A 26,493-nucleotide genomic window follows, 5' to 3' on the forward strand; every position below is an offset into this window, starting at 1 on the left:
CCTGAGCACACTATAGCGCTGGCGAGAATAACCATCTGCCGTCACGGAGTGTCGAAAAAACGACGCCTTTGCCCTGCCGGACGACGCTGGCAATTGAAGCACGCCCCTCGATGGGTGCATTGTTGATGCAGTCAAACGAGGGCGGTTCATGAAAAAACGTGTCGCACTGGTGTTGGGCTCGGGTGGAGCCCGGGGTTATGCCCATATCGGCGTCATCCAGGAGATCGAACGGCGTGGCTACGACATTGCCTGTGTCGCCGGTTGTTCCATGGGGGCGGTGGTTGGCGGTATCTACGCCGCCGGCAAACTGAATGATTATCGCGACTGGATCGAGAGCCTGGATTACCTGGATGTGTTGCGCCTGGTGGATGTCAGTTTTCGCCTGGGCGCCATTCGCGGGGAAAAGGTCTTCGGACAGATCCGCAAGATCGTCGGCGAAATCAACATCGAAGACCTGCGCATTCCCTACACGGCAATCGCCACCGACCTGACCAATCAGCAGGAAATCTGGTTCCAGGAAGGTTGCCTGCACCAGGCCATGCGCGCCTCGGCTGCGATTCCAAGCCTGTTTACCCCGGTCATGCAGGGCAACCGGATGCTGGTGGACGGCGGCATTCTCAATCCGCTGCCGATCGTGCCGGTGGTATCGAGTCATTGCGATCTGATTATCGCGGTCAATCTCAACGCCACCAACCAACGCCACTATCGGTTACCGGTCGTCCAGCGACCCGCCGCATTCAAGACCCGATTCGACAGCCTGATCAGCTCCCTGGGCTCCAAGTTGCCGTTTCGGCGCAAGCAGGCCGAGCAACTGCTGTTGCTGGAAAAAGAAGCGTTGATGGCTGAGGCCGCGGAACTCAACCCCTGGGTCGAGTCCGCCGAACCCGAGGCACAACAACCGGCGGCCGCCCCGGAACGCGACGGCGCGCCGAAGTCCGCCACGGGCTCGTTCATCATCGACAATGTCGGGCCCGCGTCCCTGCTGGACCTGATCAACCAAAGTTTCGAAGTCATGCAGACTTCCCTGGCGCAGTACAAGATTGCCGGATATCCACCGGACATCCTGATCAACGTGCCGAAACGGGTATGCCGCTTTTTCGAGTTCTACAAGGCGCCGGAGTTGATCGCACTGGGACGGGAGATTGCGCGCGATACGCTGGACAGGTACGAGAATGAGCGGGATTCCTGAAGCTCCCGAGTGGACTTGAAGGCCCCATCGCTGGCGAGCCAGCTCCCACAGTGATCTGTGATCGGTGCCCATCTTTGTGGGAGCTGGCTTGCCAGCGATGGCGTCCTCAGGAACAACACAAAACCTAAAGACCACCCTCGCTCAGCAACCGATACCCCACCCCCGCCTCGGTCACGATGAATCGCGGCCGGGTCGGATCATCCGCGAGTTTCTGGCGCAAGTGTCCGACCACAATGCGCAGGTAATGGGTGTCCTCGGTGTGGGTCGGTCCCCAGATGTCCTTGAGCAGTTGCTGCTGGGTGATGACCCGCCCCGGGTGCCGTGCCAATTGCGCCAGCACGGCGTATTCCTTGCGGGTCAGCGCGACTTCGCCGCCATCGAGCAATACCCGCCGATACGCCAGGTCCACTGTCAGCGGGCCGAAGGTCAGCGCTGCCTGCTGCGTTTCACCCACGGGTGCCTGACGCAGTAACGCGCGAATCCGTGCCAGGAACTCCTGAATGCCAAAGGGTTTGGTCACGTAGTCATTGGCGCCGCCATCCAGAGCTTCAACCTTCTGCCCTTCACCGGCACGCACCGACAGCACCAGCACCGGCACCGTCGACCACTCACGAAAATCGCGCAGCACCTGCTGGCCGTCCATGTCCGGCAAACCAAGGTCGAGCACCAGCAGGTCCGGCTTGTTCAATGCGGCCTGGGCCAGGCCTTCGCTGCCGGTGCTCGCCTCCAGTACTTTGTAGCCCTGGGAAGCGAGGCTGATACGCAGGAACTTGCGGATCTGCGGCTCATCGTCGATGACCAAAATGGTCGCGGTCTGGCTCATGAATTCACATCAACACAAAGAGGTGGCAAAAGAGTAACGCAAGCACGACCAGGCTTCACTTTCGACGCTTAATTTTCAAAGGCCGGCTGAGCCTGCAATGGCAGGTGCAAGGTGATGCAGGTTCCACGCCCTTCGATACCGTCGGCGACACTGATCCGCCCGCCGTGGGCACCGACCATGCCCTGACAGATCGCCAGCCCCAGTCCCGTACCCTGCCCACCGCGATCGCCGCGGGCGGCGGTGTAGAACATGTCGAAGATCTTCGCCCGTTCCGCTTCCGGAATCCCTGGTCCCTCGTCGCTCACCGCGAAAAACAGCTCGGTTTCGCCAGCCCCGGCACTCAAGTGCAGACGTCCGTGGGATGGCGAGAAACGCGCGGCATTTTCCAGCACATTGATCAGCGCCTGTTCGATCAGCGCCGCATGGACGAACAGCAGCGGCAGCTCCGCCGGCACCTCGGTGCTGACCTGCAGGGGCGCCAGGACCGCGCGCAGGCGATTGAGTGCACTGCCGACGATGTCGGCCGGCGACACCCAATCGCGCGCCAGCTTCAGCGCGCCATGGCCGAGGCGGGTCATATCGAGCAGGTTCTGGATATAGCGGTCCAACCGCTCCGCTTCATCGCGGGTACCTTCGAGCAATTCGCGGCGATCCTCCAGCGGGATCGCCTCGCCAAGGGCCAACAAACTGTCAATGCTGCCGCGCATGGCAGTCAGGGGTGTCCGCAGATCGTGTGATACCGAGGCCAGCAAGGCACTGCGCAATTGCTCGGTTTCACCGTGCAATCGCGCCGCTTCCAGATCATCGGCCAATTGCGCGCGAGCCAGCGCCTGCGCCAATGGCTGGCTCAACGCCGTCAACAGGCGTCTGCGCTGGCCGCTCAGGGTCTGGCCCTCCTTGGCGCAAACACCCAACAGCGCCAGCGGACCTTCCTCGGCCGACAGCGGCCACCACCACCAACGCCCCATCGGCAAAGTGCCTGTGCCCGCGCCCGCCGGTTGATCGTGTTGCCAGGCCCAATCGGCAGCCGCGCGCTCGGCCTCGGTCAACTCCAGCGGGCCACCTGTTTCGACTTTCCAGCCGCTCTGGCCGTCGCGATTGAGCAGGCACACTTGCAGGTCGCTCCAGCCATTGAGGTGTTGTGCCGCCGCACTGACCACCGCCTGGCGGTCCGTGGCGGCGGTGAGCTTGCGCGACAGATCGAGCAATTCGCTGGTCTCTTCCTGAGTGTCGCGCAACGCTTGCAATTGCCGCCGCTGCCGCGCCGCAAGGTTGCCGGTGAGTGCCGCCATCAGCAGGAAAAACAACAGAGTCAGCACGTCTTCTTCGCGCTGGATGCTGAAGGAGAAATTCGGCGGAATGAACAGGAAGTCATAGGTCAGAAACGACAGTGCCGCACAGGCCAGCGCAGGCCCCAGGCTACTGCGCACCGCCACCAGCAACACCGCGGCCAGGAACACCAACGAGATATTCGGCAGCGGCAGAACGCTTGCCACCGCCCAGGCCAGGCCACTGGCCAACACCGTCGCCACCAGTGCCAGGGCATAGTCGAACCACACCAGCGACTGCATTGAGCGCTGGCGTGGCTGATGATCTTCGTGATCACTGTCCAGGACGTTGATTTCCAGTCCGCGGGCATTGCGCAACAATCGCGCAGCCAGCCCGCCACCGAACAGGCGCCTTCGCAGTCGCGGCCGGGACTGACCGACCAGCACCAGGCTGGCACGGCGCTCGGCGGCATGCTGGATCAGGGTTTTGGCCACCTCCCCGGCCCGCAACAACACCACTTCGCCGCCTAGGCGTTCGGCCAGTTGTTGTGCACTTTGCAAACGTAGCCGGGACTGCTCATCGCCCACACGGCCGTTGTCCACATGGACCAGGCTCCACGGCAAATTGCGCCGTTGCGCGACTCGGCTGGCGTGACGCACCAGGCGTTCGGCCTGGGCATCGCCATCGACGCCGACCAGCAAGCGACCACGCACAGCCGGTGCCGCCTGACCGAGCTGGCGATAACCCTGGGCCAGATCGTTATCGACCTGGGCCGCCGCCGTCTGCATGGCCAGTTCGCGCAATGCAGTGAGATTGGTCTGGGTGAAAAAGGCATCGATCGCCGCCCGCGCCTGCTCCGGCACATAGACCTTGCCGTCACGCAGGCGCTCCAGCAATTCGCGAGACGGCAAATCGATCAGCAGCAGTTCATAGGCCTCTTGCAGCACCCAATCCGGCAGGGTTTCACGCACCTGTACGCCGGTGATGCCGCGTACCTGATCGTTCAGACTTTCCAGGTGCTGGACGTTCACGGTCGTGAACACGTCAATGCCGGCAGCCAGCAGCTCCTGAATGTCTTGCCAGCGTTTGGCGTGGCGGCTGCCGGGAGCATTGGTGTGAGCCAGTTCATCCACCAGCACCAGTTTCGGCCGGGCGGCCAGCAAGCCGTCGAGGTCCATTTCTTCGAGCATCACGCCACGGTATTCCGAGCGCACCAGTGGCTGCTGTGGCAAACCGCCGAGCAGCGCCTCGGTTTCGGCGCGACCATGGGTTTCGACCACGCCGGCGATGAGCTTCACGCCCTGACGCAACTGGGTGTGCGCCGCTTGCAACATGGCGTAGGTCTTGCCGACACCGGGTGCGGCGCCGAGAAAAACCTTGAGCCGGCCACGGCCATCGCGGGGCAGGTTGGCTAACAGCGCGTCGGCGCGGCCGGAGTCGCTCATATCTGGCTATCTCATTTTCAGGTATTGAAGAGGTGAATGTTGGATCGTCTTCGCGAGCAGGCTCGCTCCCACATTTGTAGTGCGTACACCTGTGGGAGCGAGCCTGCTCGCGATTGGTTCGCCACCTATTTAGAGCTGTTCCAGCGCCCGGTTCAACTCAAGCACATTCACCACTGGCGGTCCCACCAAAGGTTGCTCGATGTGCGCATCCAGCAGGTTTTGCAGGGTCGATACCGGCAGGTTGCGCGCCGCGGCGACACGCGCCAGTTGATAGGCAATCGCAGCTGGTGGCAAGTGGGGATCGAGGCCGCTGCCGGAGGTGGTCACCAGCGCCAGCGGCACAGGCCCCTGACCTGGCACCCGCAGTTTGTTGGCATCATCAATCACACGGGTCGCCAGTGCCGGGTTACTCGGTGACAGGTTGCTGGCGCTGCTCGACACAGTGGCAAATGCACCGGCCGATGGTCGTGGGTGGAACCAGGCGTCACCGGTGAAGTCCTGGGCAATCAGCGACGAGCCGCGGACCTTGCCGTCGGCGTCGCGTACCAAACTGCCGTTGGCCTGGTCCGGAAACGCTACCTGGGCCACGCCGGTGACCACCAGCGGATAGGCAACACCGGTGATCAGGGTCATCAGCACCAGCAGGCTCAGGGCGGGACGTATCATTGTGGACATTTCAAAATCCTCGAATTAAGTAAAAACCCTGTAGGAGCGAGCATGCTCGCGATGGAAGCAAGAACACCGCGGGGTGTCAGACCGCCATCGTTATCGTTGACCTCCATCGCGAGCTTGCTCGCTCCTACAGGGGTTGTCGTTAAACCAGGTGCAGCGCCGTCAACAGCATGTCGATGGCCTTGATCCCCACGAACGGCACCACAATCCCGCCCAGCCCATAGATCAGCAGATTGCGTCGCAGCAACGCCGCCGCACTCGCCGCCTGCACCCGCACACCGCGCAGCGCCAGGGGAATCAGGACGACGATGATCAAGGCGTTGAACACGATGGCCGAAAGTATCGCGCTCTGCGGGCTGCTCAAATGCATGATGTTCAGCACCCCGAGTTGCGGGTAGATCGCGGCGAACAGCGCCGGCAGGATGGCGAAGTACTTGGCCACGTCGTTGGCGATGGAAAACGTGGTCAGCGCGCCACGAGTCACCAGCAGTTCCTTGCCGATCTGCACCACGTCCAGCAGCTTGGTCGGGTCGCTGTCGAGGTCGACCATGTTGGCCGCTTCGCGCGCGGCCTGGGTGCCGTCGTTCATGGCCATGCCGACGTCCGCCTGGGCCAGGGCCGGGGCGTCGTTGGCACCGTCGCCGCACATGGCGACCAGGCGACCGTCGTTCTGCTCGTGACGGATGCGTGAGAGTTTCTTCTCCGGGGTGGCTTCGGCCAGCACATCGTCCACACCCGCCTCGGCCGCGATCGCCGCCGCAGTCAGCGGGTTGTCGCCGGTCACCATGACAGTGCGGATCCCCAGCTTGCGCAGTTCGGCAAAACGCTCGCGGATGCCGGGCTTGACCACGTCCTTGAGGTGAATCGCCCCCAGCAACTTGCCATCGGTGCATACCAGCAACGGCGTGCCGCCACTCTGGGCAATCCTGTCGATTTCCCGGGACAGCGCAGCAGCCAGGTCGGAGCGCTTTTGACCGACGAACGCCAGCACCGAATCCACTGCACCTTTGCGGTAGACACGGCCCTGATAGTCGACACCGGAAAGACGGGTTTCAGCGCTGAACGGCACCGCCGTCAACAACTCGGCGGCAGGTTCAGGCTGCGGCTGTGTATTACGCAGGTACTCGACGATGGATTTGCCTTCTGCCGTGTCATCGGCCAGCGAGGCGAACAACGCACCTTCGGCCAGTTCTCTGGCGGTGACGCCCGGCGCTGCCACAACGGCGGTGCAACGGCGGTTACCGAACGTGATGGTGCCGGTCTTGTCCAGCATCAGCACGTGCACGTCCCCTGCCGCCTCCACGGCGCGGCCGGATTTGGCGATCACGTTCAGGCGTACCAGACGATCCATGCCGGCGATACCGATGGCGGACAACAGACCGCCAATGGTGGTGGGAATCAGTGTGACCAACAGCGCCACCAGGAACACCAGCGGCAGGTTGCCGTTGGCGAAGTGGGCGAATGGCTGCAAGGTCACCACCACCAGCAGGAAGATCAGGGTCAGGCCGATCAACAGGATATCGAGCGCCACTTCGTTCGGGGTTTTCTGGCGCTTGGCGCCTTCGACCAGGGCGATCATACGGTCCAGGGTCGATTCACCGGGGTTGGCGGTGATTTTCACCAACAGCCAGTCGGACACCAGTCGGGTGTTGCCGGTCACCGCTGAACGGTCACCGCCGGACTCGCGGATCACCGGCGCGGATTCGCCGGTGATTGCCGCTTCGTTGACGGCGGCGATGCCTTCGATCACCTCGCCGTCACCGGGGATCATTTCCCCTGCCGCAACGCGCACCACATCGCCCTTGCGCAGCGTGCTGGCCGGTACCACTTCAAAGGCGCCGCTGGCGGTTTTACGGCGTGCGCTCAAGCCTTCGCTGCCGGCCTTGAGGCTGTCGGCGCGGGCCTTGCCGCGACCTTCGGCCAGGGCCTCGGCGAAGTTGGCGAACAGCACGGTGAACCACAGCCACACGGCAATCTGTGCCGCGACATAGGTCGGCACCGCCGTGTCCGGTACGAAGCACAGCACGGTGGTAAGGATCGCGGTCAACTCGACCACCAGCATCACCGGGGCACGCTGCAACTGCCGTGGGTCGAGTTTGACGAAGGCTTGCAGCAGCGCCGGGCGCCAGAGGGCCGAGATCGATGTTTTCTGTTGCTCCGGTGCCTTGGCAGCAGCGGGTTTGATTGCGGGCATATTCATCATTGACTCCTCAGAAGCCCATGCTCAAGTGTTCTGCAATTGGGCCCAATGCCAGGGTCGGCAGAAAGGTCAGGCCGCCCACCAGCAAGATGGTTACGGTCAGCAAAGTCACGAACAGCGGGCCGTGGGTCGGGAAGCTGTTCTGGCCAATCGGCGCGGTTTTCTTCATCGCCAGGCTGCCGGCCAGTGCCAGAACCGGAAGGATGTAGCCGAAACGCCCGATCAACATGCCCAGCCCCAGCATCAGGTTGTGGAAAGGCGTGTTGGCGCTGAAGCCACCGAACGCTGAACCGTTGTTGGCACTGGCGGAGGTGTAGGCATAGAGCAATTGGCTGAACCCGTGAGCACCGGGGTTGCTCACCGCGGCCACCGGGCCAGGCAGACTGGCAGCGATCGCGCCCAGCACCAGCACGCCAATCGGCATGACCATCAGGGTCACCACCAGCAATTGAACTTCCCTGGCTTGCAACTTCTTGCCGAGGTATTCCGGCGTGCGGCCGATCATCAGTCCGGCCAGGAACACGGCAATCAACACGTTGAGCAACATGCCGTAGAGACCGGCACCGACACCGCCGAAGATCACCTCGCCCACCATCATGTTCACCAGCGCCACCATGCCGGTAAGCGGGTTGAGGCTGTCGTGCATGGCGTTGACCGAGCCGTTCGACGCCGCCGTGGTGGTCACGGACCAAAGCACCGTGGCCGTGGTACCGAACCGCGCTTCCTTGCCTTCCAGCGGCGCGGTCTGTTCGACGGCGACGTTGTTCAGCGCCGGGTTCGGTTGATATTCGGCCCACAAAGACGTGGCGCCACCGATCAGGAACAGCGCGAACATGCAGGCCACGATCGCCCGGCTCTGGCGCTGGTCCTTCACGTAATGACCGAAAGTGAACACCAGTGCCACGGGGATCAGAATGATCGAAGCGAGTTCGAACAGGTTGGACCACGCGGTCGGGTTCTCGAACGGGTGCGCCGAGTTGACGCCGAAGAAGCCACCACCGTTGGTGCCCAGTTGCTTGATCGCAATCTGGCTGGCGGCCGGGCCCAAAGGGATCACCTGATCGACGCCTTGCATCGTCACGGCATTGACGTACTGCGCGAAGGTTTGCGGCACGCCCTGCCACACCAGATACAGCGCCAGCAACAGGCACAGCGGCAGCAGGCCATAGAGGGTGGCGCGGGTCATGTCGACCCAGAAATTGCCAAGCGACTGGGTGGATTTGCGCCCGATACCGCGGCACAGAGCAACCAGCACGGCCAGGCCGGTGGCGGCGCTGACGAAGTTCTGCACGGTGAGGCCGACCATCTGGCTCAGATAGCTCAGGGACGCTTCACCGCTGTAGGCCTGCCAGTTGGTGTTGGTCATGAAACTGATGGCGGTATTGAACGCCAGCGTCCACTCCTGACCGGGCAGGTTTTGCGGGTTGAGCGGCAAGCGATCCTGAAACAGCAGGATTGCGAACAGCAGCAGAAAACCCGCGAGGTTGAAGGCCAGCAAGGCCAACGTGTATTTCTGCCAGCTCTGCTCCGCATGCGGGTCAACCCCGGACAGGCGATAGCAAGCACGCTCCACGGGACCCAGAATCGGTGTCAGCCAGGTACGCTGACCTTCCATCACCTTGTAGTAGAAGCGCCCCAGAAACGGCGCCGGGACCAATACCACCGCAAAGAATGCGAGGATCAGCCAATAGTCATAACTGTGCATAGCCGCTCCTAGTTCCGGTCCGCGCGTAACAGCGCAACCAACAGATAAATGAACAGCCCCACTGCCAACAGCAGTGACACTCCGTCCAGAACGCTCATGGAAGTTCTCCGTATTACGGCGTATTGCCGCGTGTGGAGTCATTGTCGGAAAGGAGGCTGTAAAGGAACGAGACCGAGGGTGTGCGCCAGGCATAAAGAAAACGTAAAGAGAGCGTCAGGTCGGGCGATACAGCGGTATCCCGTGGCAATAGCCTGTGCTCCCGAGCCTGGTTTGCTTGCTCGGATCATCACGCGGCAATGCCCTCCTCCCCTCGCTTCCAGGCGGGATTTGAACAAGAATGCTGACCATCACTTCCATGGCAGGAGCAACAACATGAATGTCATCACCACTGAACTTCCCGGTGTACTGATCATTGAGCCGAAAGTATTTGGTGATGAGCGAGGCTTCTTTTACGAGAGCTTCAATGCCAAGGCTTTCAAGGATGCGACCGGCCTGGACACGCAATTCGTGCAGGACAATCACTCGCGCTCGCAAAAGGGTGTATTGCGTGGGCTCCATTACCAGCGGGAAAACACCCAGGGTAAATTGGTTCGCGTGACAGCGGGCGAAGTGCTCGACGTTGCCGTGGACATTCGCCGCAGCTCGCCGCATTTCGGCAAGTGGGTCGCCGTACGCCTGTCTGCCGAGAATCACCGCCAGCTCTGGGTTCCGGAAGGTTTCGCCCATGGTTTCGTGGTCTTGAGTGATTTCGCCGAATTCCTCTACAAAACCACCGACTACTACACGCCGTCCGCCGAACGCAGCATTCGCTGGGACGACCCGGACCTGGCCATCGATTGGCAGTTGGAAGAAGCACCGCAGTTGTCGGCAAAGGATCAGGCTGCAATGTTTTTCAAGGATGCTGACGTTTTTTCCTGACCCTGCTCACAAAGACGTCATGACTTCGAGCGCGGGTGAACCCTGCCAGACAGGCATAGAATGGATACATCGCGATGGAACCACTCTCAATACCCGTCGCTCAAAATGGTATGCATGCCGCGTGGCGAAACCTTCGTCAGCGGCCTGCCTTCAAGGAGAGTCCTATGCCCTGGTATGCCTGGTTGATTCTGGTGATAGCCATTGGCTCTATCGTTGGCGGTTTGATGTTGCTGCGCGACACTGCCAACAAGGTTGAGCTGACCGATGAACAACGCAAACGCGTGGCCGAACGCAATGCGGAAATGGACGCCAAGGAAGCGCAGGACCGCTGACAGAAAAACCCTGTCATTCGAATCGAATGACAGGGTTTCACGTTTCTATTTCTCCCAATCGGCCCTGGCGATGTGCAAGCCATGCAAGCCCTTGTAGGCCGCACGCGCAGGCGAGCTCCATCCCTCCAGTAAAGAAGCCTCCAGGCGATAGACCTCAACACCCAACGGGCGGCAAACGCTCAAGGGGTCTTGCGCATCCGGTCCCCACATGGCCAGTGAAAGGTCGCCCCCCGGGCAAGTGGACAGCGCGCACAGCAGGTCGATTTCGGCAAAGAACTCCAGGTAGTCCCCCTTCTGCGCCGGACAGGCCTTCATGAAATACATGTCGTCGTGGTTCAGGCCCGTGCACTGGAAAATATTCAGGACATCATGCACGTCGAACTCGGTCAGGCCATGAGGCATCACCGCCCGGGTCAAGTTGGAGTGGCAGTGATGATGAAAGTCTTCGCCAGTGAGCATTTTGTTCACATAGGGATCACAACGCGTGCCGAGCAAATCATGCAAGCGACCGCCATGTTCATCGATACCGTAACCGGCCAGGCTGTCATCGGTGATGGTCACCAGCGGTCGAAGAAAAGGCAGGTTCGACCAGAGCCGGTCGTGGGTGCTGACGTGCGCGCCCTGTAACTGGCGAGTGCGCGAGGCCCACAGGCGTTCACGCGGATCGTTGGCGTTCCAGACGTTGAAATCCCCCACTTGCGGGCCAACAGGTGTCGTAACCCTGAACACGTGACCGGCCGGGACATGCCAGGCACGGCCCGTGCGAATCGGCACCTCGAAGGACTCAATGAGCGTGCGACGGTCCTTCGCGTCGCGCACCCGCTCGTAGAAGGCCTTGTCCACCTGCAAGGCCGAGCCTTTGCTGACTTGATAAGCGGCCGGATAGTCTTTGTACATGGCACGAATCCTCGATCAGTGACGGGAAGAAGGGGTGAGCATTTGCAACAGCAGGTGTTCCGAGTCGTCGAGATACAGGCTCATCGCGTCTTCAGCCGCGCGCTTGTCACCTTCGACCAGCAACTCATGGATCTGCCGGTCACGGACCAGCCATGGCGCCTGAAAGCGCGACTCGTCGGGCGCTGTGCAGAACACCAGGCGCAATTGCGCGACGACATTGGTGAAGAACTCATCGAACAACGGGCTGTGCAGCAACCCGACGATATGTTGATGAAAGGCCAGGCTATGGGTGCCGACTGCGCGCCAGTCCTCGCGCTCGCGGGCCAGCTCGGTGGCCTCCAGGGCCTGCAGCATGAGGTCGGATTGATAGTCGCGCAGCGGGCGACTGGTGTTGATGGCTTGTAATTCGAGTGTGCGTCGAACCTTGAACAGATCCCGCACATCCTCGTACCCCAGACGCCGCACCATCACGCCTTTGTTGCGCACATAACGTGTCAGGCCTTCCTGCCCCAGACGGTGCAAGGCTTCACGAATGGTATTGCGCGAAGCGTTGTAGGCTGCTACCAGATCGCCTTCGACCAGCGCCATGCCGGGAAGCAAACGGCCGCCAATAATGTCGGCGCGCAACTCCAGTGTGATGTGGTCGGCCAGAGAAAGTCCGTTGTTCATACTCTTCGCCTCGGGATTGTTCAACAATCGTCAGCTATTGAGTAATCAGTATTCGTGCCAATACTTGCACACGTTTCAGACACGTTCGGCACATCTGCACGTTCTTTAGAAGTAGAAGTACAGTCACCATTCAATTTTCATTGGTTAATATGGCGCATTGATGCGGAGATATCAGATGCGTTACTCGCAGGACCATAAAGCCCAGACCCACCAACGCATCATCAAGGAAGCTTCAGAACGTTTTCGCCGTGACGGTATCGGCGCGACGGGGCTGCAACCTCTGATGAAAGCACTGGGCTTGACTCACGGTGGCTTTTACTCGCACTTCAAATCCAAGGACGAGTTGGTAGAAAAGGCCTTGCAAGCCGCAGGTGATCAGGTCGCAGGCATTTGCGCCGAGCTGTTCGCCGAGGAGCGTCCGCTGGAGGCGTTCATCAATGCCTACTTATCGGAATGGCACCAGACATCGCCTCACGAAGGCTGCCCGCTGCTGACCATGTCATCGGAACTCGGGGTACGTGGCCAGCCGAGCCCGACCTCCGATGTAGTGCTCAATGCACGCCTTGAGCAAATACAGGATGCTCTTGAAGGTGAAAACACCGTGGACCTCAGCATCGTTATCATGTCGACGCTTGTCGGTGCATTGCTGCTTTCGCGCAGCGTCGAGAATCCCGAGTTGGCGCGGCAGATTCTCGACGTTACCCGTACCTACCTTAACCAGTTCCAGCCCTAACCGTCCCAGCGCTTGAACAACACGCTGGCATTGACCCCGCCGAAACCGAAGCCATTGGACAGTGCGTATTCAATGGCTAATGGCCTCGCCTTCCCGTGAACGATGTCCACACCTTCGGTGGCAGGATCCGGATTATCGAAGTTGAGGGTTGCCGGCACGACCTGATCACGAATCGCCAACAGCGTGAAAATCGCTTCGAGCCCGCCTGCCGCACCGAGCAGATGCCCGGTCGCCGATTTGGTCGATGTCACCGCGATACCGTTATGCGACCCGAAGAGCGCCTTGATCGCCGCCAACTCTCCAAGATCGCCCACCGGTGTCGACGTCGCATGGGCATTCAAATGCTGAACCTGTGCCGGCGAAACACCGGCCTGAGCCAACGCCAGTGACATGGCGCGACGAGCGCCACTGCCATCCTCGGGACCTGCGGTCAGGTGATACGCATCGGCGCTTGTGCCATAGCCGACCAGCTCTGCCAATGGCTGCGCCCCGCGGGCCAGGGCATGCTCCAGGGACTCGATCACCAGCAAACCCGCCCCCTCGCCCATGACAAAGCCATCGCGACCACTGTCGAAGGGACGTGAAGCGCGCTGCGGAGTGTCGTTATAAGCACTGGACAAAGCGCGGGCCGCAGCGAACCCGGCAAGGCTGACCCGATCGATCGACGCCTCCGCACCACCACACACGGCAATATCCGCCTCACCGCAACGGATCAGCCGCGCCGCATCGCCAATCGCCTGAACCCCGGCTGCGCACGCCGTCACCGGCGCCCCCAGCGGGCCCTTGAAACCATGCTGGATCGACACGTGTCCGGCCGCCAGATTGACCAGGAAGGACGGGATCGTGAACGGCGACAAACGCCTCGGGCCACGACTGTCCGTGGTCCGCACAGCGTCGGCGATTGCACCGAAACCACCGACACCGGAACCGATGATAGTGGCCGTGCGCTCCTGGGCCTCGATGGCCTGTGCTTGCCAACCGGCCTGCTCCAACGCCTGGCGCGCCGCTTCCATGGCGAACAGGATGAAGCGATCCATCTTCTTTTGCTCTTTGGGTGGCGTTGCCAGATCCGGATCGAAGCCGGCCTCGGCATCCTCCGCCAGCGTGGGCACCGAGCCTCCAACCCTGGCGGGCAAATCGGCAATCACTTCATCCGGTAAATTGCGCAACCCGGAGCGCCCGGCCAGCAAACGCTGCCAGACTGCTTCGACTCCACTACCCAGCGGAGATACCAGGCCCATGCCCGTTACAACCACTCGACGATCACTCATACCCCAACACCTCCGACCGATTCATTTGTAGCGCGCGGCCGCTTTGCTTTTTGAAAGGTTTGGCGCCATCACGTGACGTGCCGCAACGAAGGCATTCCAGTCGGCGGCATCCGGCAATGAAGGAATGGTCACCAATTCCCCCTGATCCAGACCCGACAGTGCCGCGTCGACCATCTCTCCGGCCTCCATGACCATTTCCGCCGGAATCTGAGAAGCATCGATGCCGGAACGTTCCCAGATTTCAGTGCGTGTTACCCCTGGCAACACAGCCTGAGTCTTGACCCCGGTGCCATCGAGCTCGGCGTTCAGCGATTGGGTCAGGCTCAGTACATAGGCCTTGCTGGCGCTGTAGGTGGCATTGAAGCGTTCGGGGAACAACGCCACCACCGACGCGATGTTGATGATCGTGCCCCGGCCGGCCTTGGCAAAACCGGCCGCCGCAGCCGATGCCAAACGAGTGACCGCAGTGACGTTCAACTGAATCATGCGCTCCAACTGATCGGTATCGGCATTGGCCAGCAACCCATCCGCTGCCACACCGGCGTTGTTGAGCAGCAGACTGATACTCGAATCGCTGCGCAACCGTTGCTCAAGTTTGAGCACGTCATCCTTTTGCGTCAGATCTGCCTTGAGCACTTCCACCTGGACACCATGATCGGCGCGCAACTTGCTCGCGGCTTCGTCGAGCCGCTGCTGATCGCGAGCGACCAGCAACAGATCGAAACCACGCGCCGCCAGACGCTGAGCGTAAACCGCGCCTATGCCGGACGACGCACCGGTGACGAGGGCCGTACCTTGAGACTGGACAGAATTCATGGCTGTGCTCCTGAGACAAGCTTGAGAGAAAGCCAAGCGCCTGGGTTTCAGATCGCTTCGCCGTAAACGTATTTATTATAGGCATAATCCATTTAAAATATGATAGCCATAATTCTGACGTCACCGACAGAAGGCTGTATGGCCAGGCGGGCGCAGGAATGCAAAAAGGCCGGTCAATGACCGGCCTCTTGATGTTGAACAATCAGCTTAGTTCACTTCCAGCTTCTCGCGATTACGATCCAGAATCGCCTTGCCGATTCCCTTCACTTCCAGCAACTCATCCACCGATGAGAAGGGACCATTAGTATCACGATACGCAACAATCGCTTCGGCCTTCGCCTCGCCAATACCGGCAAGCTCACGCTGCAAGGTCGGCGCATCAGCCGAATTGAGATCGATCTTGCCGCTCTGAACCTTCGAGGAAACCGTTTGCACCTGCGGCGCAAGATCAGTCTCGGTCTTGGCGGCAGGCGCCGCATGGGCGGCAATAGAGGCACTGGTGAGCAGGGCAAAAATCAGAGAGGAGAAAAGGCCTGTACGCATAAATGACACTCCATGACATCGATTGAGGAAGCAGCTTTTCCGAAGCTGCCTCCCAAACTTAGGCGATGTATGAAGCCTGTCAAAAATGCGTGCGTTACGGAATGTGAAACAATCAGGGTTCGAGGCGGCGTTGCTGATAGATCCAGTCGACGATCTCGCCATCGGGGGTGTAGCCGCTGACGGTTTCGCGCAGGAGTTGGCGGACGCGGGAGTAGTCGTCTTTTTCGACAGCGGCAAGCAGCTCAGCCAACCTGCTTTTCAACACGTCCCACGACAGGTGGTCTTCATTAGCGCTCATGATCATGGGGTGATCGGTAGCCGCCACGTTATCTCCAATCAACAGTTCCTCGTACAACTTCTCGCCAGGGCGCAACCCCGTGAACTCTATCGAAATATCACCCTGAAGATTTTTTTCAGATCGAATACTCAAACCGGAAAGATGAATCATTTTCTCGGCCAATTCGACGATCTTCACCGGCTCCCCCATATCGAGGACAAACACATCGCCACCCTGCCCCATTGAGCCTGCCTGAATGACCAACTGCGCAGCTTCGGGTATGGTCATGAAGTACCGGGTGATTTTCGGGTGGGTAACGGTTAAAGGACCTCCGGATTTTATTTGTTTGTGAAAGAGTGGGATCACTGATCCGGAAGACCCAAGTACGTTGCCAAAACGCACCATCGTGAAACGAGTTTTGTTGACTCGAGACACATTCCCCTTGTCACCGTATAGAACGGGGGCAATCTCGCGACTCAAGGCCTGAAGCGTCATTTCCGCAAGCCGCTTGGTACTACCCATGATATTTGTGGGGCGGACGGCTTTGTCAGTAGAGATCAATACGAAATTGGCGACCCCTGCCTGCAATGCGGCTTGAGCCGTATTGAGCGTGCCGATCACATTGTTCAACACGCCTTCTGCAATGTTGTGCTCCACCATAGGTACGTGCTTATAAGCCGCAGCGTGATAGACCGTATCCACTCTCCAGGACTTCATAACATCGAGAAGTTTATGCTGATGCCGGATCGAACCAAGGATTGGGAGCAGTCGAACAGAGACCGACTCTCTGCAACCACGCTGCTCCAACTCCGACAAAATGCTGTAAAGGTTGAATTCGCTGTGCTCGAACAAAATCAACGTAGTCGGGTTCAGTGAAAATATCTGTCGGCAAAGTTCCGAACCAATCGAGCCGCCCGCCCCTGTCACCATGACGATCTTGCCTTTGATGCAGTGTTCCAGCAGTTCATGTTGCGCGGGCACTGCATCGCGACCGAGCAAGTCGGCAATATCGACCTCCTGGATATCTTCCACCTTGACTCGACCACTGGCCAAATCGGTGAAGTTGGGCACGCTACGCACGTGAAGCGGAAAGCCTTCCAGCAGATTGAGAATTTCCCTACGCCGCGCGCGGGTGGAAGATGGCAATGCGAGGAGAATTTCCTGCGCACCGGTCACGTCGATCATCTGCTGGATATGTTTGGGTTTGTAGACCTGCAATCCGGAAATGGAGCGATCGGCAATGCTCGAGTCATCGTCGATAAAGGCAACAGGACGCATCACACGCCCCATACGCAGTGCCGCCACCAACTGGTTGCCAGCCACGCCCGCACCGTAGACCGCCACTTTGGTCAGCCCGTCATCGCGACTGCCGAAAGGCACATGCTGGGCCGCCGTGAACCAGTCCCCCATGAAGTACTGTCGCATGCACAGGCGCAAGCCGCCGATAATGACCAGGCTAAGCCACCAGTAATTGAAAATGATCGAGCGCGGAACCACGGCTTCGTGGTTGCTGTACCAATACACCACCAGCGCAAGAATCAGTGATGACAGACTGACCGCCTTGATAATGGCCACCAGTGCATCATTACCGAAGTACCGCATCACCGCGCGGTACATGCCGAAGCGGATAAACAGGGGGATCGCGACGATCGGTGCGCAGATAAACAGCCAGAGATGGACCTTGAAGGGATTGATCATTTCATCAATGCCCAAACGCACGATAAATGCCATCCACAGCGCCACCCAGACGAGAACGACGTCCGTCAGCACCTGGATCAACCGCTTCTGTCGTCGCGGTAACTCCAGCAAAAACATGCGCAGTCTATCCATAAACCTCTGTTCCAATCGGCCCTACTCCTTGCATCAGTCGGTCAACGCATTGTACGTAGCTAAGGATCGGCGTCACAGATCTATTATGACAAGAGGTCGAAGCCGCCGATTTTCCTTAGCTCGAATAAGCAAGGCATGCCCTCGACGCTCAGCGGGACTTGTGCGGCGAAAGGTCATTGAAGTGCTTGATCAGTTGGGAGACCCGCCCGGGGAGGTAAAAGTGGTTGAAGAAAAACTCACGCCCACGCTGCCCCATCTCGGCAAGACGATGCTGATCGGTGCCATACAGCGCCAGAACTGCATCAGCCAGCGCTTGCGAATCCTGTGCGGGACAACTCAATCCGGCGTCCGCCTCGGCCAACATCAATGCGGTCTGTCCATTGCAACTGGCAATGATGGGTTTGCCGGCAGCCAGATAGCTTTGGAACTTGCTAGGGATCGTCTGGGCGAAAATCGGATCGTCTCGCAGCGTCAGCAGCAGAATAGAAGACGCAGCATAAATGCTGGTGACTTCTTCAGAAGAAACGCGCCCCGTCATCTCGACGTTATCCAGCCGTTCCTGTTCGATCATCTCGGCAATCGTCGTTTCCATACTGCCGCTTCCGACCAGAAAGAAGCGGATATTGGAGTATTCCCGCAAAATCTTCGCCGCCTCGACAATCGTCTGACAAGACTGTGCCACACCAATATTGCCCGCAAAGACCACAGAAAAATGACCTGAGAGACGACTGATATCGAAATTATCCGGCATCTTTGTGGTGACCGGTTCCAGCGCGGAGTTGGGGAAGAACCTGATCTTCGACCAATCACGGCAGAGGCGTTGAACAGAATCACGAAAGCCTTCTGACTGAATGAGGATCGAATCGGAGTATCGATAAATGTAACGTACAACGTATTCGATACACTTGAGGACCTTGCGACTGGTAATGAATCCGGTCGCCTTCAAGGATTCGGGCCAGATGTCCTGTACCCACAAGGCCAGGCGAGCCCGTTTGAGCCATGACACATAGATGGCCGGCAACGCCTGCAACAAAGGAGACGGCGCATAAACAAAGACAACGTCGAACTTCAATCCGCGCAATACCCAAGGGCCCAGCAAGTAACCGGAGAAAATAAAGGACAGGTAATTCAGTATCAGTCCCTTGGCCGAGTTTTTCCCGCGTGGATACAGAGGCAAACGTATGATCTTCACCCCCTTGTAGTCCTCGGTCTGACAACCCATCGAACGATATCCGGCGAAAATCTTGCCTTCGGGATAGTTGGGCTTGCCAGTAAGCACAGTGACATCAGCGCCTTGACTGACCAACTCCGATACCACTTCATTTATATGGAAGTTTTCTGGCCAGAAATACTGCGTCCATACCAGAACCTTCATTGCATTATTTCTCTGAGAAACACGTCGGGCCCGTGTATAGCCTGTGTAGGCTCGCTGGATCCCAGATGACGCCTGACCGCGCGGGCAATCGACGTGCGAGAGGTGGGATCGAAAGTATGTACTGGCTCGACGATATCCCGTACGTAATCCAGCTCGGCGGCGATGATTGGCAATTGCCGTGAATTGGCTTCGATCAGCGGTAATCCCAGGGACTCGGTGGTTGAGGGATAAATCAGTGCGCTTGATTGATCGTACAACGCGCAGACTCCGTCAGGACTCAGTTGCCCGAGATTGAAAAGATTCAATTTCCACGTCCGCTTCAACTCCTCGATCTGAAACGACAACGCCGTATCGAACGGAACGGTCAACGCCAGGCTCGGACGCAGACCCTGTTCTGCCAGCAGGCACCATGCGGCAATCAGTTTCTGATGATTTTTATGGGGTTCCGCACTGGCCACGTAGACAAAATCGTAGATTTTTTCAACAGGCGTTTCAGCCTGATCAACATCGGCAAGCACAAACGGGCAGACGACCACAGGGGTTTTATCTCCCAGAAACCCGCGAACCTGCTCCGCCATAGAGGGCGTCTGCACTACAAACTTCTCAACGCGCCTGGCGAACGATCTCAACATCAGGCGTTCACCCCAGAGGCGGACTCGGGTTTTCAATGGGTAGGATTGGAGGCTGTCTGATGAGAGCAGGATCCTGTTTTGCAGGAAGACCGTCACTTGCCCCTTCAATGGAAACAAAGGGACGAGCCCATGAAAGCACAGGACTATATCGCCCGGTTTCACTTTGTGACGCAGACGCCACTCAGCAGCCAAACGGGAAAACAACGTCGGACGCACCCAATGCCGCTCAGCACGCCCCGGTTTCAGACAGGCTTTTGCTCGAACATCCAGCTGCTCGAAATCGATACTCGATTGCGCCGCGTCATAGAACGCCTGCAATAAATTCAGGCCCCCGCCGACATGAACATTCGGCGCATGAAAAAACAGTTTTCTGGGAGTTTTCAAGAGAACTAACGGCCTCTATGTGAGGGCATTAAACACGAGACAGCCCTGCGAATGACCTGCCGGCTCTGAGGTGTGAACATGGCCCGGGCGTACCGCCGCATGCTCCTGGCGAAAACTGCGATTAACTGTGAGCCAAGTACCTGGGCGAAAGAAACGCCGTTCTGACGCGCCATTTTGACGCTGTAAGCGGCCGCATCATTAAAACCACGCTGCCATAGACCCGACGCCAGACGCAGATAACTGGCTCCAATCTCTGAAGGTGACTGTCCTGGAATCTCCGAAGCACTCAACGCCTTCACAAATCCAAGGTAAAGATCCCCCGCCTCCCGGAATGCGACGTCGGCGATTCTGTTGGTATCCTGATTCACATGGCTGCGGGCGCTAATCAACGCTTCGGGTAGATGAAGAAAGCGATACCTGCCCGCCATCCGGAACCACAACTCGTAATCTTGAGTGGTCCGTAACCCCTCGTGAAATGAGCCCGACACATCAAATGCGGTACGTGGAATCAGCAGGCTGCAACCATGTAATGCACTTTGCGCAGTGATCCAGTACCGAAAAAAATCGGGCTGCACATTTGGCATGTAGATCCGGGATGCCTTGTCCTTTTCAATACCCGTAAATATAAAATAATCAGAATAGACGATGGTGCGCGCAGGCTCACGCCCGGACAGAAAAGCAATCTGCCTGGCGATTTTATCCTCAGCATATAAATCATCATGACTGAGCCAGGAAAAATACTCGCCCGTCATATGCTGAATTGCCAAGTTCAGCGCAGACGCTACGCCACCATTGTTTTTTTCCAGATAACGTATCGCACTACCAAAAGATCGGGCAATGCGCTCGGTCGCACCGCCATCGTTGCTACCATCATTGACAACGATCACTTCAACATCAGCATACGTTTGATTAAGGGCACTCTGGATTGACTCGGCCAAAAAGTCCGCACCGTTGTACACAGGTATAACGATCGACACCCGAGGTTTGAACTCTTCAGTTATCAAATTATCGTTATTGGATAAACTCATCACGGCACCCGTATTTTTTCCCGCACTTCGAACTCAGCGTACCCAACAATCAACTCGGTGTGTACGCTTTCTCACGGTGCCTTGCGGTGCTGTAGAACAACGACACGATCATGCCTGGAATATTGACAATCAACATGCCGACTCGAAAGCTGAAGTAAATAGTAGCGAATGGCGCGGCCCGAGCGGCGAGCTCTACGCAGACTCTGGAAAAAACCGACTCACCCACACCAACACCGCCAGGCGTAATCGGAATCACGGAAAACAGATTGCCAAACACCCCGGCAATGGCGGTGATCTGGGGATTCGCCGCATAGGGAAATATCGACGCAATGGTGATCATCCCAATAATGACAATCCCCGTTGCCAGCACAGAAACCGCCAGGCATAGAAGCAAGGTCGGCCAAGCACGAAGATACATCAGAATCGTCACTCCGAACGGATGCAGGTAATGACGAATCTTGATGGGCAGATAATCAATGACGGAATAACGAAGTGCCAGATAGATCCCCAGCAACCCGAAAATTATCCCGCCAATCAACACGTAGGCCAGCGTCTGGATCAGCCCCGCATACTGAAAAATGTCGGCGTCTGGCGAGATAGCCTTCGGCAGAAGAAACGAAACCAGCACGGCGATGGAAATCAATCCGATCATTGCAAAAACACGATCAGCGACAATCGACAGCAATGCGGTGGACCTACCATTCTTCAACAAGCGGAAAACCTGCACTCCCCTGACAGCATCTCCACCCGCCGCACCGGGTAGCCAGGTAGAGAAAAAGCTACCGATCAGTTGAAGGTTCAGAACCGTGCCGAGAGGAACATTGTTGCCCGTGGCGCGCAGCAGCAACCACCAGCGAAAGCCACTGATGACGATGCCCAAAAAGAGACAGACCAACGCTGGAATGAACAAATCCAGGTTATCAAAAACCACCAGGATCGAACGAAAGTCGAGTTGCCCGCTGTTGAGCAAAATCCAGACCAGAACCACCGCAAGCGATAGTTTGATCAGGAGCAAAACATGACTCTTTTTGAACAGCGAACGAAACATCATTCTTAACCTTGTTGTCCTTCCCGCTTACGGCGTTCTTGCCGACACGAGATGAGATAAATCCAGAATCAGACAGTTTTAAGCAGCGCGTTGATTTTCGCATTGAAGTGCTTACGGCGTACCGCCAGGAACAACAGTAGCGCGATCATCATAAACGAAGAGCCAATCGCCCAAGGCAGTGACTTGGGTTGATATTCCATTCGAATAGAGAAGCTGCCGGCGGGCACGACTACACCGCGAAATGCTTTGTCCACCTTCAGAATAGGTACTTTCTTTCCGTTCAGAACCGCCGTCCAGTTGGAGTGCCATGTATCCGAAAGCACCACCAGCGACTCGTGATCGGCCTCTCCGGAAAGAATGACCTCGCCATTTCGATAAGAGTCTATGGAAACCGGCGCAAGATGCTGTGCAAAGTCGCGAGGCAGATCGACACTGTCGTTCCCCGCCATACCGTTGGTGCTGATGGCGAATGCACGGGGTAATACATGCTTGTTCTCCATCACTCGGGTAGCCAGGCTGTGATAAGCCTCCTCGAAACCACGTGCTTTCAGATCCGCTTCGTAGGCCGTGTAAGTCAAAGGCAGTAGCACATATTTGACACCGAGGAAATTCATCGCTTCCCAATTGATCGTATTGGTTTGCGGCTTGTCCTGAATCAGGATCAGGGATGGAAATGAGCCCAATGGGGTAGTTTCGTGATAACCCAGTCGTTGCGAGTTCTCAAGGTTGATCGACGCGTAGAAGAAATCTCGAAATTCCGGCAAACCGCCCTGATTGAGCGTGCTGACTTCCTGGATATTGAACGCCGAGCCCAACTCGGGATAGAGGCCGCCCTGGCCGAAGTTCATCGTCCGGTAATTACCGATGTTATCTTTTACAAACTGCAGAGCGGGCGGCATGTTGGAAAAGAGATCATTTCTTTCGAAACGCACCATCTTACCCATGAGCATGAGTTCAACGAACATGACGACAACTACACTACCCAGCACTGCGCGCAGAATCGTGGGGTTCGATATGAATCTGGCGAACAATGCTACAACGACAATGAACGTGGCGGCTACTGCCAATAACTCCAATGATTGAGTCTTGTATTCCAGACGCGGCTCTTGAAGGCCGAAAGCACCGTAAATTTTGATAAACGCCCAGATACCAAACGCAACCAGTGCCAGACAAGGCAGAATACGAACATTCTTCGCCTGCAGGTTATGCACCCCGAATGCGACAAGAATGATCAGAGGAAACATGATGACCGGCCACCAGTATTGATTGCCGATATGCCCGATGATGGGTAATTGAGCAAACAGTACCTGAATCCATACCGGATCAAAAAGCCGTACGATTACGAACCCCGCCACCGCAATACAGATTGCGACCAGCCATTTGAATTGCGGCATGCGCTTGGCAACTGCACACCCTGCAAGTCCGATTGCAACAACACCACTGTGGAAAACCGTATTACCGATGAACGAACCGCGTCCATTGAAGGAAGCGGCTAGCGGTTCAGCTGCGTTATACGATTCGAACAGATGCGATGACGAGAAGAACGACATGATTGCGTTGGGGAAACGCAATGTCCAGAAGTAACGCTTCGAATAGTCTTCAAGAGTGCCGAGGCTTTTCAAATTTTCCAGGAACGGAAAATAGAGTGGCGCCAGTAGCAGAAATGCCCCCAGCAGGCTCATGCCCAGGAAAAACGAAGCGGCTACAGCGGTCTTCGCAGAGTACTTCCCACTTTGCACACAATTGACCAGGAAGCCGAGGATGATGCAGCCCATTGCAATCAGAGACGTAATGGTGGTCGGCATGAACGTGCAGGAGAAAAACAGCGAGAACCCAAGAACCGTCATGCACCAGCGCAATATCGAGAGTCGCGAAACGAAAGCCATCGCGGTATACAGGCAAATCGGTACATACAGATAGCTTTGCGTTACGTTCGAACCGAGGTTTGCAGTTATGTACCCGTTCAACAGGTAAAAGACGCTCGCGGCAAGCGCCGCAACAGCGGAAAGACCTAATAACTCCCTGACCGTTCGGTAAATGAAAAACACACCGAAATACAGTGCCAGCAAGATAACAATATTATAAGTACCTGACCCACCACCCAGCAGGGCGTTAACCAGGGTCATTGCAGAAAATTTCTGATCTACAAGCGCCTCAGGTCCCAGAGCCCCGGCTGCTGAATACGGGTTCCAATAAGGGCTTTGACCATCGCGGATACTGTTAACCATGAATTGCATCATGGGTTCAGACTGATAGGTGGCACCGCCATTATCGTTGTACCCAGCCCACCATCCCGTTGTATTGGGGATGGTGTAGAAGGGTTTGAGAGGAACTGCCGTGTACGCTCCCGTAATTTGATCGGTCAATCGCAAACTGGCATCTTTGAATATCACGTCTGGAAATGCTGCAACCAAGAGCAGCAAGGCAACCAGATAAGCTTCAGCAGTTTTACGACTAATCTTGACTCGATCTTTTACAGCAGCAAAAAAATTATACACGGGACTTCCATTTTCTTATTTATAGGTATCAGAACCAGTAAACCAATTTTGTTTTATGCAAAAACGCCCGAATCAAGCAATACCCGAAACCAAGACCCTCCTTGCGGAAGATAAACTTCGATACACCGCGCTCGCGCACGCCTTGAGCACCAGCGATGTATTTGACTTCTCCGCCCATCAAGATGGACTTGAAAGTAATTTCAGGGCTGATGCTGAACCGGTTCTGGCTCAGGCCTACACCCAGTGTCTCCCGGCGACGGAACATCTTGAATGCGTAAGTCGAATCGGGAATGTACTGGCCGAGAGCAATACGCACACCAATACGGAAGAAAAACTGGAAGAATTTGTATTTGAACGGAATGGTTCCGTCATCGCCCGCCTGAATATAACGGGAACATTGGGCAAGAATTGCCCCTTTCTCCATCTCGTTGTAAAGCGCCGGGATCAGATGGATTGGGTCAACGGCATCCGCCGAGACAAAGATGCAGTAGCGACCGATGCCGTGCGCTGCACCGAAACGGACGACTGCGCCATAACCGCGGCGATGCAGAGAACGGCTGATCACTCGAACCGGCAATTCGTCTCTGTTTGCATTGCCCCAGGCGATGGCCAGGCTGTAAGTCTCGTCATCACTTTTATCGTCAACAACGATGACTTCGGAAGTGAACGCCTGATTGGCGACCGCGGCCTTCACGCTATCGAGGATGCCCACGATGTTTTCCGCCTCGTTCAGGCACGGAATTACGATCGTGAGGTCAATCGGGTCTTCTACTGAAGCATTCGCTGATTGGACGTTTTCGAGCGATGAAGGGATAGTTTCGTTTACGGTCATTTTGCTCTCTCAAACAAAGCCGTCTAAACGCGGCTTTTATCAGAATTTAATAGTTAACCAACCAGTTTTGCCGAGTACGGTATAACACGAGTCAGTGCAGCCAGAATCAGACAAACCGCAAACGTGGACAACGACAGACTGAAAATCGCTGAGAACGTCGACATCGATGCAAGATTCAACGTAAATCCGAACATGCCGGCCTTGATCAGATCAATAACCAGCAAGTGCATGAAGTAGACCGGGAAAACGATGCTGGACAAAAACGCAACCGGACGAATCAGCAAGGGAGCCACGCGAATTTTTCTGATCAGATGGAACGCTGCACACGATGCGATCAGCACATTAGGACTGAAGTACAGAAAGGCGGTTTCGTCTGGTGCCGGCGACAGCGAGTTGATGCGCCAACTGAGCAGGAATGTCGCCAGGCTTGCGAGGCAGAAGACCAGAGCACTGCACCAGGCGGGGATCTTGTTCACAATATCCGAGCGAACGATATAGAACCCCAGCAGGAAATAACCAGGCCAGCTCAGGAAACTCGTCAACGTCAGGTGCGGCAAGATACTGACTGGGAAATAGACAGTCACTGAGTTGATCACGAACCAAACACCGAAGAAGTAAGCGGCCAGTCGCTTGCTGCTTAGCAGCGCCACCGATATCGGTTGCAGGATCGGCAGGAGGATGTACACGCCGATGGTCATGTAGACAAACCACAGGTGATACATCACTGGTCCGCGCAGGGCTTGAGCAAGCGCATTCAGTATATCCAGCGGCTTTCCGGTCCAGTAGTTGAGCCAGAAAACGTGCAGCACGCTCCAGAAGGCTAATGGAATAGCAACCTTTAGAACCCTGGAAACAATCCCCCCAAGTCCTTTGGACATGTCTCGGCCCAGCAACAGGGCACCGGAAAGCATCGCAAACAGCGGAACAGCTACCCGCGCAATAGAATCAAGTGCGTTAGCAACCAGAAAACTGTTCAGTTCGATATTTCTGAAGTCATAGAAAATCGGTGCCGAAATATGAATGATCAACACGCCGAACATTGCGATCAGTCGACATGCGTCCGCCCAGGCTAAACGTCCTGGATCTTGTTGTTGAGTCATGGGTGGC

Annotated in this window: 23 protein-coding genes; 4 read left to right on the forward strand and 19 right to left on the reverse strand. The window is 57.1% G+C overall.

What is annotated here, in order from left to right; all coding sequences use genetic code 11:
- Positions 1–148 precede the first annotated feature (148 nt).
- The gene (locus tag ACQKP2_RS16600) at positions 149–1,189 is read left to right on the forward strand and encodes a patatin-like phospholipase family protein (protein ID WP_427577926.1); all 1,041 of its coding nucleotides are present in this window, start codon (positions 149–151) and stop codon (positions 1,187–1,189) included.
- Positions 1,190–1,313: 124 nt separating this feature from the next.
- Here ACQKP2_RS16600 and ACQKP2_RS16605 read toward each other — a convergent pair whose 3' ends face one another.
- The 6 genes from ACQKP2_RS16605 to kdpF form a co-directional block, all read right to left on the reverse strand.
- Entirely contained in the window at positions 1,314–2,012 is a 699-nt protein-coding gene (locus ACQKP2_RS16605) for a response regulator (RefSeq protein WP_427577927.1), read from the reverse strand.
- A 68-nt stretch (positions 2,013–2,080) separates the two neighbouring features.
- Positions 2,081–4,726, reverse strand: coding sequence for a DUF4118 domain-containing protein (locus tag ACQKP2_RS16610; protein ID WP_427577928.1), 2,646 nt, complete (start codon positions 4,724–4,726; stop codon positions 2,081–2,083).
- A 129-nt stretch (positions 4,727–4,855) separates the two neighbouring features.
- Entirely contained in the window at positions 4,856–5,401 is a 546-nt protein-coding gene (gene kdpC, locus ACQKP2_RS16615; protein ID WP_427577930.1) for a potassium-transporting ATPase subunit KdpC, read from the reverse strand.
- A gap of 139 nt (positions 5,402–5,540) precedes the next feature.
- On the reverse strand, positions 5,541–7,598 hold the full coding sequence (kdpB, locus tag ACQKP2_RS16620; protein WP_427577931.1) for a potassium-transporting ATPase subunit KdpB: 2,058 nt from the start codon (positions 7,596–7,598) through the stop codon (positions 5,541–5,543).
- A gap of 10 nt (positions 7,599–7,608) precedes the next feature.
- Positions 7,609–9,303: a potassium-transporting ATPase subunit KdpA gene (gene kdpA / locus ACQKP2_RS16625; protein ID WP_427577933.1), complete on the reverse strand. Its 1,695-nt coding sequence runs from the start codon at positions 9,301–9,303 to the stop codon at positions 7,609–7,611.
- 8 nt (positions 9,304–9,311) lie between these two features.
- Positions 9,312–9,401: a K(+)-transporting ATPase subunit F gene (gene kdpF / locus ACQKP2_RS16630; protein WP_007899818.1), complete on the reverse strand. Its 90-nt coding sequence runs from the start codon at positions 9,399–9,401 to the stop codon at positions 9,312–9,314.
- Between the two features lie 274 nt (positions 9,402–9,675).
- On the opposite strand from kdpF, the gene rfbC reads away from it, so the two are divergent.
- Positions 9,676–10,221, forward strand: a complete 546-nt coding sequence (rfbC, locus tag ACQKP2_RS16635; protein WP_427577935.1) for a dTDP-4-dehydrorhamnose 3,5-epimerase — start codon at positions 9,676–9,678, stop codon at positions 10,219–10,221.
- Positions 10,222–10,385: 164 nt separating this feature from the next.
- Complete coding sequence (locus tag ACQKP2_RS16640; protein ID WP_427577937.1) at positions 10,386–10,553, forward strand: DUF2897 family protein; 168 nt, start codon at positions 10,386–10,388, stop codon at positions 10,551–10,553.
- Positions 10,554–10,598: 45 nt separating this feature from the next.
- Here the strand turns inward: ACQKP2_RS16640 and ACQKP2_RS16645 are convergent, their stop codons facing one another.
- Both ACQKP2_RS16645 and ACQKP2_RS16650 read right to left on the reverse strand, forming a co-directional pair.
- Positions 10,599–11,450, reverse strand: coding sequence for an urea carboxylase-associated family protein (locus ACQKP2_RS16645; protein ID WP_427577938.1), 852 nt, complete (start codon positions 11,448–11,450; stop codon positions 10,599–10,601).
- A gap of 15 nt (positions 11,451–11,465) precedes the next feature.
- Positions 11,466–12,119, reverse strand: coding sequence for a GntR family transcriptional regulator (locus ACQKP2_RS16650; protein WP_427577939.1), 654 nt, complete (start codon positions 12,117–12,119; stop codon positions 11,466–11,468).
- Between the two features lie 175 nt (positions 12,120–12,294).
- On the opposite strand from ACQKP2_RS16650, the gene ACQKP2_RS16655 reads away from it, so the two are divergent.
- Positions 12,295–12,852 carry a TetR/AcrR family transcriptional regulator gene (locus ACQKP2_RS16655; protein WP_427577940.1) on the forward strand — a complete coding sequence of 186 codons (558 nt, stop codon included), beginning with the start codon at positions 12,295–12,297 and terminating at the stop codon, positions 12,850–12,852.
- Here ACQKP2_RS16655 and fabF read toward each other — a convergent pair.
- From fabF to ACQKP2_RS16710, 11 genes are all read right to left on the reverse strand, one after another.
- Positions 12,849–14,123, reverse strand: coding sequence for a beta-ketoacyl-ACP synthase II (gene fabF, locus ACQKP2_RS16660; protein WP_427577941.1), 1,275 nt, complete (start codon positions 14,121–14,123; stop codon positions 12,849–12,851). The genes ACQKP2_RS16655 and fabF overlap by 4 nt on opposite strands.
- Before the next feature lie 21 nt (positions 14,124–14,144).
- Positions 14,145–14,939 (reverse strand): SDR family NAD(P)-dependent oxidoreductase, encoded by a 795-nt coding sequence (locus ACQKP2_RS16665; RefSeq protein ID WP_427577942.1) that lies wholly within the window; start codon positions 14,937–14,939, stop codon positions 14,145–14,147.
- A gap of 207 nt (positions 14,940–15,146) precedes the next feature.
- Positions 15,147–15,482: a ComEA family DNA-binding protein gene (locus tag ACQKP2_RS16670; protein ID WP_427577943.1), complete on the reverse strand. Its 336-nt coding sequence runs from the start codon at positions 15,480–15,482 to the stop codon at positions 15,147–15,149.
- A gap of 112 nt (positions 15,483–15,594) precedes the next feature.
- Entirely contained in the window at positions 15,595–17,589 is a 1,995-nt protein-coding gene (locus tag ACQKP2_RS16675; protein ID WP_427577945.1) for a polysaccharide biosynthesis protein, read from the reverse strand.
- Positions 17,590–17,737: 148 nt separating this feature from the next.
- Positions 17,738–18,964 carry a glycosyltransferase family 4 protein gene (locus ACQKP2_RS16680; protein ID WP_427577946.1) on the reverse strand — a complete coding sequence of 409 codons (1,227 nt, stop codon included), beginning with the start codon at positions 18,962–18,964 and terminating at the stop codon, positions 17,738–17,740.
- A complete protein-coding gene (locus ACQKP2_RS16685) occupies positions 18,961–19,980 on the reverse strand; it encodes a glycosyltransferase (RefSeq protein ID WP_427577947.1) in 1,020 nt (339 codons plus the stop codon). The genes ACQKP2_RS16680 and ACQKP2_RS16685 overlap by 4 nt, the downstream gene beginning before the upstream one ends.
- A gap of 5 nt (positions 19,981–19,985) precedes the next feature.
- Positions 19,986–21,008: a glycosyltransferase family 2 protein gene (locus tag ACQKP2_RS16690; protein ID WP_427577949.1), complete on the reverse strand. Its 1,023-nt coding sequence runs from the start codon at positions 21,006–21,008 to the stop codon at positions 19,986–19,988.
- Between the two features lie 49 nt (positions 21,009–21,057).
- Positions 21,058–22,056 carry a lysylphosphatidylglycerol synthase transmembrane domain-containing protein gene (locus ACQKP2_RS16695; RefSeq protein WP_427577951.1) on the reverse strand — a complete coding sequence of 333 codons (999 nt, stop codon included), beginning with the start codon at positions 22,054–22,056 and terminating at the stop codon, positions 21,058–21,060.
- Positions 22,057–22,124: 68 nt separating this feature from the next.
- Positions 22,125–24,554: a hypothetical protein gene (locus ACQKP2_RS16700; protein WP_427577952.1), complete on the reverse strand. Its 2,430-nt coding sequence runs from the start codon at positions 24,552–24,554 to the stop codon at positions 22,125–22,127.
- Positions 24,555–24,582: 28 nt separating this feature from the next.
- A complete protein-coding gene (locus tag ACQKP2_RS16705; RefSeq protein ID WP_427577953.1) occupies positions 24,583–25,386 on the reverse strand; it encodes a glycosyltransferase family 2 protein in 804 nt (267 codons plus the stop codon).
- A 53-nt stretch (positions 25,387–25,439) separates the two neighbouring features.
- Positions 25,440–26,486, reverse strand: coding sequence for an acyltransferase (locus ACQKP2_RS16710; RefSeq protein ID WP_427577955.1), 1,047 nt, complete (start codon positions 26,484–26,486; stop codon positions 25,440–25,442).
- Between the last annotated feature and the right edge of the window lie 7 nt (positions 26,487–26,493).

Origin of the sequence: Pseudomonas sp. NPDC089569 (assembly GCF_050280625.1) — a bacterium.
GTDB lineage: Bacteria > Pseudomonadota > Gammaproteobacteria > Pseudomonadales > Pseudomonadaceae > Aquipseudomonas.